This window comes from Vibrio sp. T3Y01 (assembly GCF_013114525.1).
GTDB classification, from domain to species: Bacteria; Pseudomonadota; Gammaproteobacteria; order Enterobacterales; family Vibrionaceae; genus Vibrio; species Vibrio chagasii_B.
In genome coordinates, this window is sequence record NZ_VTXJ01000005.1 from 98,173 (window position 1) to 116,385 (window position 18,213).

13 protein-coding genes are annotated in these 18,213 nt (G+C 43.2%); 6 read left to right on the plus strand and 7 right to left on the minus strand.

Features of this window, described 5'->3' with window-relative positions; genetic code table 11:
• Nucleotides 1-60 precede the first annotated feature (60 nt).
• The gene (locus tag F0232_RS07340; RefSeq protein ID WP_004737402.1) at nt 61-1,995 is read right to left on the minus strand and encodes a PrkA family serine protein kinase; all 1,935 of its coding nucleotides are present in this window, start codon (nt 1,993-1,995) and stop codon (nt 61-63) included.
• 396 nt (nt 1,996-2,391) lie between these two features.
• Between F0232_RS07340 and F0232_RS07345 the strand changes: the two genes are divergently transcribed.
• The gene (locus F0232_RS07345; RefSeq protein WP_105057394.1) at nt 2,392-3,105 is read left to right on the plus strand and encodes a MipA/OmpV family protein; all 714 of its coding nucleotides are present in this window, start codon (nt 2,392-2,394) and stop codon (nt 3,103-3,105) included.
• Between the two features lie 144 nt (nt 3,106-3,249).
• Here the strand turns inward: F0232_RS07345 and F0232_RS07350 are convergent, their stop codons facing one another.
• From F0232_RS07350 to F0232_RS07375, 6 genes are all read right to left on the minus strand, one after another.
• Nucleotides 3,250-3,819 (minus strand): outer membrane protein, encoded by a 570-nt coding sequence (locus F0232_RS07350; RefSeq protein ID WP_061034192.1) that lies wholly within the window; start codon nt 3,817-3,819, stop codon nt 3,250-3,252.
• Between the two features lie 396 nt (nt 3,820-4,215).
• The gene (locus tag F0232_RS07355) at nt 4,216-4,716 is read right to left on the minus strand and encodes a YfbU family protein (RefSeq protein ID WP_061034193.1); all 501 of its coding nucleotides are present in this window, start codon (nt 4,714-4,716) and stop codon (nt 4,216-4,218) included.
• 220 nt (nt 4,717-4,936) lie between these two features.
• Entirely contained in the window at nt 4,937-5,677 is a 741-nt protein-coding gene (gene pflA, locus F0232_RS07360) for a pyruvate formate lyase 1-activating protein (protein ID WP_061034194.1), read from the minus strand.
• A gap of 163 nt (nt 5,678-5,840) precedes the next feature.
• Nucleotides 5,841-6,842, minus strand: a complete 1,002-nt coding sequence (locus F0232_RS07365) for a lipid A deacylase LpxR family protein (protein ID WP_061034195.1) — start codon at nt 6,840-6,842, stop codon at nt 5,841-5,843.
• Nucleotides 6,843-7,043: 201 nt separating this feature from the next.
• Complete coding sequence (gene pflB, locus F0232_RS07370; RefSeq protein WP_061034197.1) at nt 7,044-9,320, minus strand: formate C-acetyltransferase; 2,277 nt, start codon at nt 9,318-9,320, stop codon at nt 7,044-7,046.
• 307 nt (nt 9,321-9,627) lie between these two features.
• Entirely contained in the window at nt 9,628-11,169 is a 1,542-nt protein-coding gene (locus F0232_RS07375; RefSeq protein ID WP_008220142.1) for a DUF3360 family protein, read from the minus strand.
• A gap of 783 nt (nt 11,170-11,952) precedes the next feature.
• Between F0232_RS07375 and F0232_RS07380 the strand changes: the two genes are divergently transcribed.
• From F0232_RS07380 to F0232_RS07400, 5 genes are all read left to right on the plus strand, one after another.
• On the plus strand, nt 11,953-12,723 hold the full coding sequence (locus F0232_RS07380; protein ID WP_061034198.1) for an ABC transporter ATP-binding protein: 771 nt from the start codon (nt 11,953-11,955) through the stop codon (nt 12,721-12,723).
• Nucleotides 12,724-12,859: 136 nt separating this feature from the next.
• Complete coding sequence (locus F0232_RS07385; protein WP_004737411.1) at nt 12,860-13,630, plus strand: ABC transporter substrate-binding protein; 771 nt, start codon at nt 12,860-12,862, stop codon at nt 13,628-13,630.
• Nucleotides 13,631-13,709: 79 nt separating this feature from the next.
• On the plus strand, nt 13,710-14,450 hold the full coding sequence (locus F0232_RS07390) for an ABC transporter permease (protein ID WP_008220137.1): 741 nt from the start codon (nt 13,710-13,712) through the stop codon (nt 14,448-14,450).
• Between the two features lie 2 nt (nt 14,451-14,452).
• The gene (locus F0232_RS07395) at nt 14,453-15,130 is read left to right on the plus strand and encodes an ABC transporter permease (protein ID WP_102426428.1); all 678 of its coding nucleotides are present in this window, start codon (nt 14,453-14,455) and stop codon (nt 15,128-15,130) included.
• A 220-nt stretch (nt 15,131-15,350) separates the two neighbouring features.
• Nucleotides 15,351-18,200, plus strand: a complete 2,850-nt coding sequence (locus F0232_RS07400) for an ImpA family metalloprotease (protein WP_171750736.1) — start codon at nt 15,351-15,353, stop codon at nt 18,198-18,200.
• Nucleotides 18,201-18,213 lie beyond the last annotated feature (13 nt).

The window sequence follows — 18,213 nt, forward strand, 5'->3', positions numbered from 1 at the left end:
CGGGTATAAGAGTTATTGGTTGGTACGAGCTGCCCACATGAGCAGCTCTATACCGTTTAGTTATGAGGATTTACGAACTCTTAGGTACCACTCAGATAGCAGTCTCACTTGTTTCTCGGTGTAGCCTTTTTCCATCATACGAGCAACGAAGTCGTCGTGCTTTTTCTGATCATCCGTAGAGGTCTTAGCGTTGAACGAGATAACAGGAAGCAGCTCTTCTGTGTTGGAGAACATTTTCTTCTCAATCACAGTGCGCAGTTTCTCGTAGCTGGTCCAAACTGGATTTTGACCGTTATTGTTCGCTTTGGCACGAAGCACAAAGTTCACAATCTCATTTCGGAAGTCTTTAGGGTTACTGATACCGGCTGTTTTCTCGATTTTCTCTAGCTCACCATTTAGAGAAGCACGGTCAAATAGCTGGCCTGTTTCTGGATCGCGGTACTCTTGGTCTTGGATCCAGAAGTCTGCGTAGGTTACATAGCGGTCGAAGATATTCTGACCGTACTCAGAGTAAGACTCTAGGTAAGCGGTTTGAATTTCTTTGCCGATGAACTCTACGTAGCGTGGCACTAGATATCCTTTCAAGAACTCAAGGTACTTCTCGGCGGTTTCTTGAGGGAATTGTTCACGTTCAATTTGTTGTTCAATCACGTAGAACAGGTGAACCGGGTTAGCGGCCACTTCGGCTTGGTCGAAGTTGAACACGCGAGATAGAATCTTAAAGGCGAAACGAGTCGATAGACCAGACATACCTTCGTCTACACCGGCGTAGTCGCGGTACTCTTGGTAACTCTTCGCTTTTGGATCGGTATCTTTAAGGGTTTCACCATCGTAAACGCGCATTTTCGAGAACAGGGATGAGTTCTCAGGCTCTTTCAGTCTCGATAGGATGCTGAATTGCGATAGCAGGTCGAGTGTGCTTGGTGAACACGGTGCATTCGACAGTTCACTGTGCTCAAGCAGTTTCTTGTAGATCTTAACTTCTTCAGAAACGCGCAGACAGTAAGGGACTTTTACAATGTACACACGGTCAAGGAAGGCTTCATTGTTCTTGTTATTGCGGAATGTCTGCCACTCGGATTCGTTCGAGTGAGCCAGAATCATACCGTCGAATGGCAGTGCAGAAAGCCCTTCAGTACCGTTGAAGTTACCTTCTTGAGTTGCTGTTAGTAGAGGGTGTAGTACCTTGATCGGTGCTTTGAACATCTCTACGAATTCCATCAGACCTTGGTTAGCTTTACATAGCGCACCAGAGTAGCTGTAGGCATCTGGATCATCTTGAGAGAAGTGTTCTAGTTTACGGATATCGACTTTACCAACTAGGGAAGAGATATCTTGGTTGTTTTCATCACCAGGCTCTGTCTTCGCGATCGCCACTTGGTCGAGGATAGAAGGGCGTAGCTTGATGACTTTGAATTTAGAAATGTCGCCGCCGAAATCATGCAGGCGTTTTGCAGCCCATGGAGACATAATCGAACGAAGATAGCGTTTTTCGATGCCATACTCGTTTTTCAGTAAGTCACCATCTTCATTGACGTCAAATAGACAGAATGGGTGGTCATTTACTGGGCTTCGTTCACCGTCAGCAGAAAGTACGTAGATAGGTAGCTTTTGCATCAGAGCTTTGAGTTTCTCAGCAAGCGATGATTTACCGCCGCCCACAGGACCCAGCAAGTAGAGGATCTGTTTGCGTTCTTCTAGGCCTTGCGCAGCATGTTTTAGATAAGAAACAATCTGTTCAATCGCGTCTTCCATGCCGTAAAAATCTTCGAATTCACGGTAACGAGATATAACTCGGTTAGAGAAAATGCGACTTAGTTGAGGGTCTTGCGCGGTGTCAATAACCTCAGGTTCGCCAATAGCCAGAAGTAAGCGCTCCGCAGCGTTGGCGTAAGCACTTTTGTCGTCTTTACACAGCGCCAAGAACTCTTGCAGTGTCAGCTCTTCTTCCTTGGCTGCTTCATAACGTGATTGATAGTGGTCAAATATACTCATAGTCACATTCCCCTTGTTAACCAGTCAAAACTGACGAGCGATTGAAAAATAGGCTCTCCCTACATTTTAAGGTTAGACCCGCTTCCACAATTTTGCTTAACAATTATGTATTTATTTACAATTTTGCGTGTTGAATGAGTCGCGAAAGCAGTCGGCAACTTGATGCGCGCAGATTCAAATAAATTTATATACGAAGGGTTTCGGCCTTTTGTTTTGTGTTTTTTAGCATTTTTGCAATTCCCACACTGTATTTATGTATATTAGAGGCATCACTGGGTTCTATTGATTTCATGGAATGAAGTACCATATAATGCGCGGCGTTATCAGAAATCGCTTAAAAAATAGGTAGAAACAGTGAAGAGTCTTTGGTTAAAAATCGCCATTGTTGGAACAACAATGTTCATGGCGACCGCTACGCACGCAAAAATATCACAATGGTCATTGGGTGTGGCTGCCTCTTATTCTCCTGCTGTGTACAAAGACACGCCGTCAAATCGCGCGGTTATTCCTATGATTGGCTATGAAGGTGAACACTTTTTCATGCGTGGATTCAGCGCTGGCTATCGTTTGTTACCAGCTGGCTCACCTCAGAATATTGTGTTTCGAGCGGTTTATGATCCAAGAACATTAAAGCCAGGTGACTCAGACAATGTGGATATTCAAAAACTAGATGAACGTAAAGCTTCGGTATTAGGTGGCGTCAGCTATCAAGTGATTACGCTGGTGGGTATGTTTGAGGCAACAGCGGGCTCAGACTTAGGCTTTAGGCACAACGGTATTTATGCTGAAGCGGCTTGGCGCCTGCCTATTCGCCGCAATGGCTGGGCGATTACGCCTTCGATTGGTTACGCTTACAACAGTGAACGCTTGAACAACCACTTGTACGGTGTGAGCTCAGCAGAAGCTGCAAGAACGAATCTAAACGAATTTGATGCTGACTGGGATGGCCAATACTTTATTGGTTTAGGTGGTTACTTATATGTAACACCGAATGTTCGAGTAACTGGTGGCGTTCGCTACACCAACCTAGAGGGCGATATCGAGAACAGTCCAATCTTAGAAAGCGGCATCAATATGGCGGCAAACGTCGGTGTTGCTTACGTTTTCTAGTTAAAGATAAGAAAACATAAAAGGGTTACTCATGATGAGTAGCCCTTTTATGTATGTGAAGTACAGCGCAGTTAACGTCAAAACACCAAAAATCGTTATTACGATTACCTGTGCAACGGCTGTAATGCTTTTTTATTTAATACCTCAGAAAGTAAAACCGGCTTGTAGGCCAAGAGTCCCCTCATTGATTAGGCTTACGCTACCGGAGTTGAAGTCGTAGAAATCGAAACCAACACGAGCCATAAACTTCGAGTTACCAAACATTGGTTGTATAGACTTAAACTCAGCACCGATGCCGTAAGTTGCGCCCCATTCGCTATTTGAGTACTTGCTATTCACTGAACCATCTTTATCAGTTCTCGTTGATTTAGAATTGAAGTTAGAGTACGCAAGACCAACCTTACCGTAGATAGCAAAAGACTCATCGAAGCTATATTTATAAACTGGGGCTAAAGACATTTTGAAGTGTTTCAAATTGCCTTTGTACTTAGTTAGGTCACCATGTACGTCCGACGTAACCTCATTGCTGTCGGAATCTATGTAATTCATTGTTGATTCAAGATAAAAATTGGTATCAAGAATCTGTGAGCCAGCAGTGAATTGTAGACCGGTATCGTCTTCGTTAATACCAACGCCACCAAGTGCGTACATGTCGTTAGCTGCGAAAGATGAAGTCGACAGAATGGCTAGTGATGCAAGGATGAATTTTCTCATTTTTATCGCTCTGGTTAATTAATTTCGGTGAGCATTCTAGCTACTTCTTTAAAATAAAAAACACCGTTCGAAATTGGGGTGGCGATTTTTAATTTGTATTAAATGTTTCGATGTAGAATTAATAAAGGTGAATGAGCTTATTACTTATAAGTCATAGGCTTATGCTCATTGGTTAATGGGCGATATCAGAGAAATTAATGGGAAACGGTTCGATGTTTAATATCTTATTTTCATGATTAATGTGTGTTTTCTGTATCTAAAGCACGCTTCATATCCACGTCGCTTAATAGTTCCCGTTTTCTCTCATTATATGCAGACATGAAAAAAGGGTTACTCGTGATGAGTAACCCTTTTTTGAAACGTTTTAAGCCAATCTGAGGCTTAACTTTTTATGCATTAAGCACTGAAGATTTGAGATAGCTCTGTCGCACATAGGTGGTACTGACGAGGGCAGTTGCGCCATGTTGTTAGCATGCGACGGTATTTGTCTAGCATTGGCATTTGGCTATTGAAGTGGTGATCCGCTTTGTCGAACTGAGGGTAAAGGCCTTCAGAGTCAACTAGGAAACGTACGTAGTGTACGATTTGCGCTTCAGATGCAATGTCGAAACCTAAGAACTGTAGGCGACGCTGATCAACTTCTTTACGCTCGTCTTCTGCAAGCATTTTGTTCGACTCTTGCATTGCATGGTACATCTCCATGATGTCGATGATTTCGCGACATTCTGCTTCAGTCAAACAACCAAACTCTTTGTTAAGCTCACGCATTTGGAGTTCGTAACCACGCTCTACAATCGTTTGTAGACGTTGATATTTAGCTGAGTTCTCAGGATCCATTTGAGACATTAGGTAGTATTGATTTGATAGAATTAGACGCTGAGCATTGGTCATTTCCATGGGAGAAGCCTCACTAAAAACTAAATGTTGTATTCTTTTGTTGAAGTAAGAGTAACAGCATTCCTACGAGTGGAAACATGATCTCAACACGGATTTAATATGATTTTTTGAATTGATAAACAAAAGTTGTAAAGAAAAGTGAAAGGATTGTTTGGCTCGAAAAAGAAAACGCCCCAATCGAAATTGAGGCGTTTGAAACAGGTTTTAAATACCGTTGGTATTAGTATTTTACGTTGGAGTGGTATTGGCTTAGAACCGCAACAATTTCATCCATTGTCTCTTTACTTGGCGGGTTTACGCCTTCAAGAGGGTAGTCCAAACCAAGAGCTTCCCATTTATGCGCACCCAGTTTGTGGTAAGGAAGCAGCTCTACTTTTTCGATGTTGTCCATGTCTTTAATGAACTCACCAAGTAGATGTGCATCTTCTGGTGTGTCTGTGTATCCAGGAACAATCACGTAACGAATCCAAGTCGTTTTACCAATCTTATGAAGGTAACGGGCAAAATCGAGAGTACGTTTGTTAGATACACCAATGAAATCATGATGAATTTCATCACGCATGTGTTTCAGATCGAGCATTACAAGGTCAGCTGCGTCTAAAACCTCATCAACAACGTCAGTATGCTTACGAATATAGCCATTGGTATCAAGACAAGTATGGATACCTTCAGCCTTAGCAGCTAAGAAGAAGTCGCGGACAAACTCAGGTTGTAGCATCGCTTCGCCACCAGAACAGGTGATACCACCACCAGACGCTTTCATGAAGTGGCGATAAGATTTCGCTTCGTTGATGATTTCTTCTACAGTGACTTCTTTGCCATCATGCAGGTCCCATGTATCGCGGTTGTGACAGTACATACAACGCATTAAGCAGCCTTGAAGAAACACAATAAAGCGGATACCAGGGCCATCGACAGTACCACAAGATTCGAATGAGTGAATGCGACCAGTTGTAGACATGAGCTATTCTCGTAGAGGAATTTATGCCCCTTATTTTATTACAAAAACGGTACATAAAATAGGGTCAAATCGTAACGAGACCTTTAAAAATAAAGGCAATCACCACGGAAGATGATTGCCTTTATCAAACTTGAAAAGTAAACGTGAAAGCTTGAGTGATTCGCTAGAAGAACGCGAACATGGTAATGCCACCGGTGGTGTAGATAGACTCTTTCGCTTCTTTGTAATCTGGTGTTTTTGCGGTTAGTGCGAAGGATGCACCAACGTATTGGTTGTACCAAGCCACACCCAATACCGCTGTTGCTTGAAGGTTCTCTAGAGTTACGTCGTAGATAGCTGGATCTTCATTGTTTTTATTCGCGTATTCATCAACACCAGAGCGGTCACCTTCAATCGTTAAGTCATTGAAACGGTAACGACCTTCTAGGCCTGCATAGGTAAACCAGCCTGTGTTCGAAGCACCGATCATCCCGGGTTTAAATGGATTTTCGCTTGTGATATTAGCCGCACCAAAGTTACCACCTAGGTCAGTACCCCAACGGAACATAAAGCCTGATGAAATATCGCTTCTAAAGTTACCCACGTTGATTTCTGAAACGTTAGAGATCTCGAAGTCGGTATTCGCCAACGCTTGATTACGCATTAGGTTGAAATGACTTAGGTAACCAACGCTGCCTGCCCACTCATCATCCACTTGGTATTCCCAACCTAAAGGCTCATCTGATTTAGTGATCGAGTGAACCAGTTTTTGAGCATCTTCAGAAAGCGCTCGTTCACCGGTGGTACCAAACGTAATGTTAAAACGCTGAGCTTGTTGTGGGTTCAAACTTATGTAGTTGAGTTCTGTGTGTAAGTAACCTGCGTATGGGCGGTCGTTCGCTGATGGCGTTTCTAATTCGATATCAGAAGGGGTATACATTTTGTGGCCAAGGGTGACCTCCCATTTATCTAAAGAGCTCGCGCCCCAGTAAGATAGGCTTAATGGTTTTACCCAATCGTATGGCGTAATGCTTGATGATGTGTAACCCAGAAACAGTCCGTTGGTATAGTCTTGGTCAACGCCAAAAACTCCATCATTGTCTAATGCGAAAGTGACCGTAGAACGTTCAGACGCCAAAGATGAAAAAGAGAGAAGAAGCAGGGGTAAACAACGAAGGTATTTCATGGAGCAGTTACTCTTAAATTATGAACCGCGATATTACCGTAATTTGCACGAATTTGTGGAAAAAAAGTGAATGGAAAAGACCTTTTTTGTTCAATCTAACATTTAGGGAGAATGTTGGTGTTATTGGAATTAGCATCAGATATAAAAAAGCCCCGCACATTGGCGAGGCTAATTATTATTTACTGTCTATTGAGCGTGAGCTTATAGAGACTCAGTAAATGTACGTGCGATTACGTCAGCTTGTTGCTCTGCAGTTAGAGAGTTGAAGCGTACAGCGTAACCAGATACACGGATTGTTAGCTGAGGGTATTTCTCAGGGTGCTTAACTGCGTCTTCTAGAGTGTCGCGGTTAAGAACGTTCACGTTAAGGTGTTGACCACCTTCAATGCCAGCTTCGTGGTGGAAGTAACCATCCATTAGGCCTGCAAGGTTCGCTTTCTGACCTTCAGCATCTTTACCAAGAGCGTTAGGTACGATAGAGAACGTGTACGAGATACCATCTTGTGCATCAGCAAACGGTAGTTTACCTACAGACGTTAGTGACGCTACAGCACCTTTCTCATCACGACCGTGCATTGGGTTAGCACCAGGAGCGAAAGGAGCACCAGCACGACGACCGTCTGGAGTGTTACCTGTTTTCTTACCGTATACAACGTTTGATGTAATAGTAAGAACTGACTGTGTAGGGATAGAGTTACGGTAAGTCTTAAGCTTACGGATCTTGTTCATGAACGTAGAAACTAGTTCACAAGCGATATCATCTACACGAGCGTCGTTGTTACCGTATTTAGGGTAATCGCCTTCGATTTCGAAGTCAGTTGCGATGCCATCTTCGTCGCGGATTGGTTTAACAGTCGCGAACTTAATTGCAGATAGTGAGTCAGCTGCAACAGATAGACCAGCGATACCACAAGCCATAGTACGACGAACGTCACGGTCATGAAGAGCCATTAGAGACGCTTCGTAGCTGTACTTGTCGTGCATGTAGTGAATGCTGTTTAGTGCAGTCACGTATTGCTTAGCTAGCCAATCCATGAATGTGTCTAGGCGACCCATTACGTCATCGTAGTTAAGAACTTCGTCAGTGATCTTGTCAGAAACAGGACCTACTTGAAGTTTTAGCTTCTCATCTACACCGCCGTTGATTGCGTAAAGCATTGTTTTCGCAAGGTTAGCACGAGCACCGAAGAACTGCATTTGCTTACCAACGATCATTGGAGATACACAACAAGCGATAGCGTAATCATCAGACTCTAGGTCAGGACGCATTAGGTCATCATTTTCGTACTGGATAGAAGAAGTATCGATAGATACCTTCGCACAGAAACGCTTGAAGCCGTCAGGTAGTTGCTCAGACCAAAGAACAGTGATGTTTGGCTCTGGAGAAGGACCCATAGTGTATAGAGAGTTTAGGAAACGGAAGTTAGAACGCGTTACTAGCGTACGACCGTCAATACCCATACCACCCATAGACTCTGTTGCCCAGATTGGGTCGCCAGAGAATAGCTCATCGTACTCAGGAGTACGTAGGAAACGAACCATACGTAGCTTCATTACGAAGTGGTCGATCATTTCTTGAGCTTCAACTTCAGTGATCTTGCCTGCAGCGATATCACGCTCGATGTAGATGTCTAGGAAAGTCGAAGTACGACCTAGAGACATTGCAGCACCGTTTTGAGACTTAACAGCCGCTAGGTAAGCGAAGTAAGTCCATTGGATAGCTTCTTGAGCAGTTTGAGCTGGCTCAGAGATATCGAAGCCGTACTTAGCAGCCATCTCTTTGATTTGACCTAGAGCGCGGTGTTGCTCAGAGATCTCTTCGCGAAGTTGCATTGTTTCTGCTAGGTTTTCGCCGTTTTCGAATTGCTCTTGAAGAGAAGCAAATTGAGCTTGCTTGTCTTTCATTAGGAAGTCGATACCGTAAAGTGCAACACGACGGTAGTCACCAATGATACGACCACGGCCGTAAGCATCAGGAAGACCAGTCAGAACACCAGACTTACGACATTTTAGGATATCAGGAGTGTAGATATCGAAAACGCCAGCATTGTGTGTTTTGCGGTATTCTGAGTAGATTTTTGAAACCATTGGGTCAAGAGTTTCACCGTATGCTTTACAAGAACCTTCAACCATACGTACACCACCGTTAGGGATGATTGCACGTTTTAGTGGTTTCTCAGTTTGTAGACCAACGATAGTCTCAAGATCTTTCTCAATGTAACCTGCATCGTGAGCAGTAATGGTAGAGATAACAGAAGTATCGAAATCTACAGGTGCTTTAGTTGCGTTTTCCTGTTTGATACCTTCCATTACCGAAGCCCAAAGCTTGTTAGTTGCTTCAGTACCCTCAGAAACTAGGAAAGACTCGTCGCCTTCATACGGCGTGTAGTTCTTTTGAATGAAATCACGAACGTTTACTTCGCTTTGCCACTCACCTGCAGCAAAATCTTCCCAAGCTTTAGCAAATTGCTCTGCCATGACATACCTACCTTTTTAGTAGAAAAAACACGTACATTAACACTGTTGAGCCAGCGCCCCTCGTAAGGGTAGTACACTCTTATTAATAACAATATATATGAGCATATGTGCTTCATATGGTTATATATATTGTCACTACTTTTTATATGTTGTCTTTACTCTATGTAATCAAGACTACGCTAAAAAATTTCTGCAAACCTTAAACTAAATCAATAAATGCTAAAAAAAGTTGAAAAAATTTGAGTGGCAGGGGTTGCCACCCAAACTTTTTTTTAATCCGATTACTACTTTTGTGTAGTAAAGGAGATTATAGCCAAGCTTTTAGACCATATTGGCTTTCTAGCATACCAACTGCAAGCATTGCTACTAGACAAATAACCAAAACACCAACTGGGATAACAATCTTGTCTACAAATGATAGACGCTTAGCACGCTCTTTATCACCAATTAGGCCGTTGTTATCTAGAAGCATAGTCAGTGCCCATGCTAGTACAGGGTTAACGACCGCTGAACCAAAGATACAGATACCAGCTGCTTGAGAGTCTTTTGAATCTTTAACCATCTGCATACCCGCTTCAAGTAGAGGTAGAGATACACCTACAAGTAGCGCAACACGCATCACTGGTGGCCATACTGCTACGTCCATTGGGAAGCCAAGAATCGCAACAATAATACATAGAGAGCCAAGCAAGATTGCGCCGCCAGGGATTGGACGTTTCGCGATAGCCGCTGGGATCATGTAAGTACCCCAAGATGAAGTGATGTTACCACCACCAACTGCTGTACCTACCATTTGACGAACTGAACACATAGTCATTGTGTCATCTACGTCCATCAGTACTTTTTCAGACTTTTTCGGGTAGTTCAGTTCTTGGAAGATACGGTGACCTAGGAAGTCAGGTGACCACATTGCTACTGCTAGGATTGCAAATGGTAGAGAAGCGATGAAGTGCTCAACGTTTGGTAAACCAAGCATCCAACCTTCTTCAGTAGAACCCCACCAGTAGATTGGGTTTAGGTTTGGAATGCCTGTTTCAGTTACGAATTTGATATCGAAACCAGCACCAAGTACTAGAGCAATAGCTAGACCAGTGAAAGCACAAACAGGGATTGCTAACCAACGCTTGTTCACTTTCGCAAGGAATGCATATAGACCGATGGTAACGGCTAGAACAATCAAACCGATGTAACCCATGCTACCAGCAGCGACTGTGTCAGACTGAAGACCAACAGCCCAAGCTTGAATTGAGTTGATTTGGCTCATTGTTCCGGTTAGACCCAAGAAGATGAGCAAGCCACCCGCCGTACCTTCAGAGGTAAGGTTAACAAGTTTAGACCCACCTTTTAGGAAGCTTAGGATAAGACCGAAGACACCGATAAGGATTGCCAATGCAAGAGGGTGAGCACCAGCTAGAGCGATGGTACCAATAAGAGGAATCATTGGACCGTGGTTACCGGCAAGGTTAGCTTTAGGGTTAAAGAAACCAGAAGCAAGGATACAGAACAGCAGTGCAGGGATAAGCATTTCTACACGAGCTACTTCAATCGCAAAGTCTTTACCAAGGTTTACGTGATCCCAAGCTTGAGTTAGGCCTTCAGCCCAAGACATCATTACTGCAGAGTACATCGCGATGATACCAATGGTACCAGCCAGTGCAGGAACAAGGTCTTCTAGTTCAAAGCGGAAGTCACGGCCAGGAAGGTTTAGGCCAAAGCGGCGAGGCTTCATGATTTGAAGTTCGTGATCTAGATAATCTGAGCGGTTCTCAAATTCAGAAGCAGGGCGGTGTAGCTCTTTATAGCTTTTCTCTTCTACTTCAGAGTTCGCATTATTGACAACGTCTGACATAGATTCCTCATATTTTTATGTTAGTAATTCTAAAATTGAATTCTATAATTTCGCGTAATTGTGTTATTTCTTAGTTATAACTCATTAACATTATGTTGCACGGTTTTGATGTGCTTTATGCAGCTAAGTTAAAAGAAATGTATGGCATTTTTAATGCCTTATTGTGTGCTGAGGAGTCTAACAAGCTTACCCTTTAGGGTGATTGATCTTGATCACTTTATGAGTGTATGTGAAAGAAAGCTACAAAACGGAGCGATTCATTAACGTACCATTGATGAATCGTGTAATTTGTTTTCACAAATTGACGTTTACCTACCTTCTCGAGGTATTGCTTATAAAGGAAAGCGCTGAGTTGCTGATTCTTATTGAGTTATTTCACTTTTATCCCTCTTCAGCCAAACATTTACAATGTAATAACCATAAAATAATTGTGACTTATAGTACGTGCAGCATGCTTTTATTGGCGCTTTCTGGTTTCGTTGTAAATGACACTTCTTCGTTCACCAAAGTTGTTTTTCTTGTGAGACATTAGGCTACGAGAATCTCATTTTGGTTAACTTTATTTAAACAATGTAAGCATTGGATTTATAGCTTATTGATAGAAGTCATTCATAAAATTGAGGCGAAAACGCTACCTTTTGCATAATAAGTCAGAGTGAAGTGCTATTTATTCCAAATTATTAGGTTAATAATTTGTTGCATGTTAATCCGTGTGGTGCTAGTTTGTATCGCATGAAAAGGTCGGAGTACCTTGCATTTTCACAAACTTGGGAGAGAAAGCGCATGAAAGATGTACCGGCGCTGGACATAAAGGATCTACACAAAACGTTTGGTCAAAATGAAGTTTTAAAGGGAATTTCACTTTCTGCGCATAAAGGCGATGTGGTATCGATTATCGGATCTTCAGGATCGGGTAAAAGTACTTTCCTTAGATGTATCAACCTTCTAGAGACACCGACTGCAGGCGAAATTTGGGTTAATGGTGAATTAATTCAAATGAAAAATAATCGTCAAGGTGTGTCTGTTCCTGCTAATGAAAAACAAGTCCAACGAATCCGTTCTCGATTGGCGATGGTTTTTCAGGGGTTCAACCTTTGGTCTCATCTGACCGTTCTCGAAAATGTTATCGAAGCACCTGTTCATGTCTTAGGTGTACCTAAAGCACAAGCGATTGAAAATGCGGAGTTACTACTCAAGAAAGTAGGTCTGTATGAGCGTAAAGATTACTATCCGGGTCACTTATCTGGTGGACAACAACAACGTGCTGCGATTGCAAGAGCGTTAGCAGTAGACCCTGAGGTAATGCTGTTTGATGAACCAACATCAGCACTTGACCCTGAATTAGTAGGGGAAGTACTTGGTGTAATGCGCGATCTAGCAGAAGAAGGAAGAACCATGCTTGTGGTAACACATGAAATGGCTTTTGCTCGTGACGTATCAAACCATGTGATGTTCCTGCACCAAGGTCTAGTGGAAGAACAGGGCGATCCAGCTAAACTGTTTACGAACCCAGAGTCTGAGCGACTACAACAATTTATCTCTTCGATCTATTAATCAGAATTGAAATGCCGTTGCCAAGGTAAACAGCGACGGTGTGAACAATAAAACACAACAAATAAGTTAATAAGCAACAACAAACACAATATTAAAACTAGCAAAACATAAAAACCTAAATCACAGGAGTAGGGATATGAAAAAGTGGTTATTAGTCGCGGCACTTGCTGCAACTGCGGCAACAGGCGTAGCTCAAGCGAAAGAATGGAAAACAGTACGCTTTGGTATTGAAGGTGCTTACCCTCCATTTAGCTGGACAGAAGCAGATGGTTCACTGAAAGGCTTTGACGTGGACATGGCTAACGCACTTTGTACTGAAATGCAGGTGCAGTGTAAGATCGTTGCACAAGATTGGGATGGCATTATTCCTTCTCTACTTGCTCGTAAATATGATGCGATCATCGCGGCAATGTCTATCACTGAAGAACGTAAGAAGAAAATCGACTTCACTGGTAAATACGCACTTATCCCAAACAAGTTCATCGCTAAGAAAGGCGCAGGTCTTAACTTCGATGACTTAAGCGGTCAAAAAATTGCCGTTCAACGTGCAACAACTCACGATAAATACCTAACAGACAACTACGGCGACACGGTTGAAATCGTTCGTTACGGTTCTTTCGATGAAGCTTATCTTGATCTAGCAAATGGTCGTGTTGCAGCTGTACTTGGCGATGCTTCTGCTCTAGAAGAGGGTGTTCTGAACAAAGCGGGCGGTGAAGCGTATGAGTTTGTTGGTCCATCACTAACAGATCCTAAATGGTTCGGTGAAGGTTTTGGTATTGCTCTACGTAAGCAAGACAAAGACCTAACTAAGAAGCTAGATGCGGCAATCCTTTCTCTACGTGAAAAAGGCATCTACCAAGATATCGCGGCTAAGTACTTCAACTACGACGTATACGGTCAGTAATCTCTAGCGTCAATTCTTAAGGGAGAGGCAACCCTCTCCCTGTCTTACCAACTTTTTCGCAGTTCTGTTGGAATTCATTATGTTTGATTTACAAGGATATGAAGCGTCGATCCTGAAAGGGGCGGTGCTGACAATCGAAGTTGCCTTGCTGTCGCTAATTTTAGCTATGGTTCTTGGTATGCTAGGTGCCTTAGCAAAGCTTGCGCCTTATCGCTGGGCTCGTGCTATTGCAACCCTCTATACAACCGTCATTCGAGGCATCCCAGATCTCGTGTTGATGATGCTGATTTTCTTTGGTGGACAAATCCTTTTAAACAACAGTTTGTATTCCATCAATGAGTGGCTCAATGAGTGGTTCACATCCAGTGATCCTAACCATGAGTGGACTTCTTACTTACCTGATTATATTGATGTTAGCCCATTTGTTGCTGGTGTCTTGACCATAGGCTTCATCTTTGGTGCTTACATGGCAGAAACATTCCGTGGTGCGATCATGGCTGTGGATGCCGGTGAAATGGAAGCGGCAAAAGCTTACGGTATGAGCCCTGTAAAGGCGTTTCACCGCATACTGCTTCCGCAGATGATTCGTCATGCACTACCTGGTTTTGGTAACAACTGGTTGGTTTTACTTAAAACCACAGCTTTGGTTTCTATTATCGGCCTAGAAGACATGGTGCGTGTTAGCGCATTAGCGGCCGGTTCAACCAAAATGCCGTTTACCTTCTACATGACGGTGGCACTTATCTTCTTGTTCTTCACCAGCGTATCGACAGGTTTACTTAAACTTGTTGAACGTAAATTCAGCATCCACGCGAGGTAGTTATGGACTTTTCATTGATAATTGAAAGCCTGCCGATTTACCTTGGTGGTCTATGGACAACAGCTTGGATGGTGTGCGTCGCTTTGATTATTGGCTTGTTTGTTGCCATACCATTAGCTATAGCTCGTAACAGTCACAATATGTTGATTAATGCTCCTGCGTGGTCGTTTATCTATTTCTTCCGTGGCACACCATTACTGGTACAGCTTTATTTGATTTATTACGGCATGGATCAGTTCTTCCCAGTGAAAGACACACTATGGGAAAACGCATGGTTCTGTGCGTTGGTGGCATTCATCCTGAATACTTCTGCTTACACGGCTGAGATTATCCGTGGTGCAATTAACGGCTTACCTAAAGGTGAGGTGGAAGCGGCAAAAGCATACGGCATGAGTACACCGAAGACTTACCGTCGTATCATTTTACCAAGTGCTTTACGTCGTGCACTGCCGGCTTACAGTAACGAAGTTATCTTCATGCTTCACGGTTCAGCCGTTGCTGGTATCGTAACTATCATGGATTTAACAGGGGCAGCGCGTTTGGTTAACTCACGTTACTACGCTCCATTTGAATCCTTCCTAACCGCAGGTCTGTTCTATATGGCACTAACGTTTATCATCATCGCGATTTTCAAATTCGCAGAGAAACGTTTCCTAGCTTACTTAAGACCACTTAGTTAGTAGCATTCTGTATAGTTAACAAAACGGCGCTCATTGAGCGCCGTTTTTTTGTATCAGAAGAAAATTCAGTGATGGCCTTGGATAGGTTTATCTCGGAGAGCTATCGATTGTTCAAAACAGTTAACTTGCTTCAAATTGCGTTCACATATTCATTAGAATAATTGCTTTAGATTCAACTATAGATAGACTCGGCGAAATTTTGTTGTTGTATGGAATAATGATGAAAAAGAGTAGCTTACTGTCTAATTTTGTTGTTTTTGCTATCGCGATATCACTTTTAGGATGCGGCGGTGGTGGTAGCGGCGGTGAAAGTGTTCAAACTGGTTCTGGTGGTTCTGGTGGTTCTGGTGGTTCTGGTGGTTCTGGTGGTTCTGGTGGAGGAGGGAATGACGGTGATGGAAGCGGTGAGCCAGATATTACCCCAATCCCACAAACCGCTGTTCAAAAAGCCTTGTCAACTGGCAATGCTTCTTATGTTGTTAATTCCTCCGAGTTCATTGAGGCAAGCCAAGCGTTAGTTGCTCAATACAACGAAGATTACAATCAGATTAAACAAGCCTTATCTCAAAGCTCAGAAGGTGAGCCACTGCGTAATCTCCACTGGGATCCAACGCATGACACCGCCATTATTTTACCCACCTATGGCTTTAACGATGTCATTTTGAAAACAAACAAAGCGATGCAAGATGGCTACGCCGATCAAGAGTTGGCCATTGGGGTTGCGGGTTATACAGGGAGTAAAGGGCATTATGCTGCACTCGCGAGCAACCCTTTTAGAACGAAGCAACGTTTCCCCGATTCTGTTAATGAAGAAATGAACACTTGGTTGAAGAATTTGGTTACCTGGGTTTCAGGGACAGATGAGCCCAAAAAAGTCGTGTTAGCCCAGCTCGATCAGTCTTATTACTTCCCAGATGATCAAGCGACACGAAACTGGTTAACTGACAATGTTAATGCTTCTATGGTTACCAACGCTGATAACGCTTGTGATGGCAGTCAGTTAAGCCAGTGTCTTGAAGCCAATAACCCTGATTTGTTGATTTTGTCTCAAAAGCTGAATGCCGGAGATAGTATTGAAGATGTTATAGAAGGGGTACGTTTAGCGTTTAATAAAAACATTCCGGTGCTGTACTTGCATCTTGATGGCGGTATGACGGAATTAGGCAACGCCTTGTTTGCTGAAATGCACATGACTTATGTGGGTGATAACTATTGGCGTAAGCTTGGTCTGTCTAACTGGGACTCGACACAGCTCATTAATCAGATGCCGGACAATATTGTTCAACAACAAGCGCTTTTACAAAGACTGAAAGATGACAGCTTCACCGTTGACTTAAGCACCTGTGATGACAAATCTTGCCCTGATGAATCCAATATGGATGAAGAGTTCTATACCGCAGCAAACAGCATTCGCGCACATTTAACGTCGCTTGATAGTAAAAAAGTCGACCTGTTTGCAACGGATTATTACGAGTATGAAAAGCTGTTATTGCTACTTGCTGACCATTACCGTCAATATGTTCAGTACCCAATGGGTAAAGGCGTGACAGAGAGGGTTGATTTTCTTCGTTCTTATTACAGTGATTACGCAACATACAACAGTCGACTGTATAACGCGGCGCAACCAAGTTTAGGTAACTTTAGTACCAAGAGCTTTGATAATGTACCGCTCGTCACGAAAACCATTGCTTTGGAGTCTAAAAGAAGCTTCCGATCCGCTGGTTTGTATGCCTTGCCGGGTAAGACAATCAAGGTGACTCGCTTAGACAATAACGATGTGGCTACGTCTATTGCATTTAATACATTGCGCAGCGGCGCGACACACGAGTTTTCAGGCAATGACGGTTACGCTCGGCCAAAGTTTTTAACCTCGGTAACCTATCCAGTGAAACCGGGAGAGACGATTTCTCTTACTTCTGCTTATGGCGGAACACTACAGGTTCACTTTGATACCAATGATATTGACGTGGAACTGCGTTTTGAAAATGTCGCACAGCACCCTGTCTGGAGAAGTGAAGCTGACAACGACAGCTTTGTAGCACAGCTCGAAGAAGGAAATTTTGATTGGGCTGAGCTAATTACCCCAGGGTTTGAAGTTCACTCAAAGCTGGAAAAAATGAAGGAATCTATCGGTTCAGATGACTGGGCTCAGCCTCATGACATGGCTCTCGCCACAGAGCGTTATGTACATAACTTTCCTCATGCACTTGCAGGCTTTAAAGGGCCGGGTATTGATGAAATTGCTGAAATACACCAATACGGAGAGGCAAAGGGCTGGGAAATTGCGACCATTGACATTGTAAAGCATATGAACGCAGACCAAGCTAACTGTGGCTATGGTTGTTCAGGAAACCCGTATGATGCCTATTGGTCGTTTCATCCATTAGGGCATGGTGATCTTCACGAGTTGGGGCATGGCTTAGAGCGTGGTCGATTTAGGTTTAGCGGTTGGGATGGGCACGCTACGACCAACTATTACTCGTACTACAGTAAGTCCCAATACTATCGGGATACAGGAAAAGTATCTTCATGTCAGGGGTTAGACTTCAAAGGCCAATATGAGCTTTTGCAGGAAAGTCGAAATCAACCAGACCCAAACGCCCATATGGCGCAGCAAAACCAAACGAGCTGGAGTTGGGGAGCAAGAATCTTCATTCAAATGATGATGTTGGTACAAGAGCAGGGCGTATTGGATTACGGCTGGCATATGCTTGGGCGACTTCACTTGATTGAACGTGAGTTTAACCGCCTTAAATCCAGCGATGAGCTTTGGAACACCAAAAAACAGACAATTGGATTTGATAGCTATTCTAGAGATGAAGCAAACCAAATCACCAATGATGACTGGTTGTTGATTGCATTAAGCTATGTGAATGAGCGCGATATGAGGAACTATTTAGATATGTGGGGCTTCAACTTCTCGGATAAAGCGAAGCAACAAGTCGCGACTATGAGCTTAGTACCAATGCCGTTAACCTATTTTGCAAGTTCAAACCAAGGGTATTGTGTAGATGAGTTTGCTAAGAGACCAATTAGTGTTGATGGCTCAACGGCTTGGCCAATAAATTAGACTCGGGAAATAA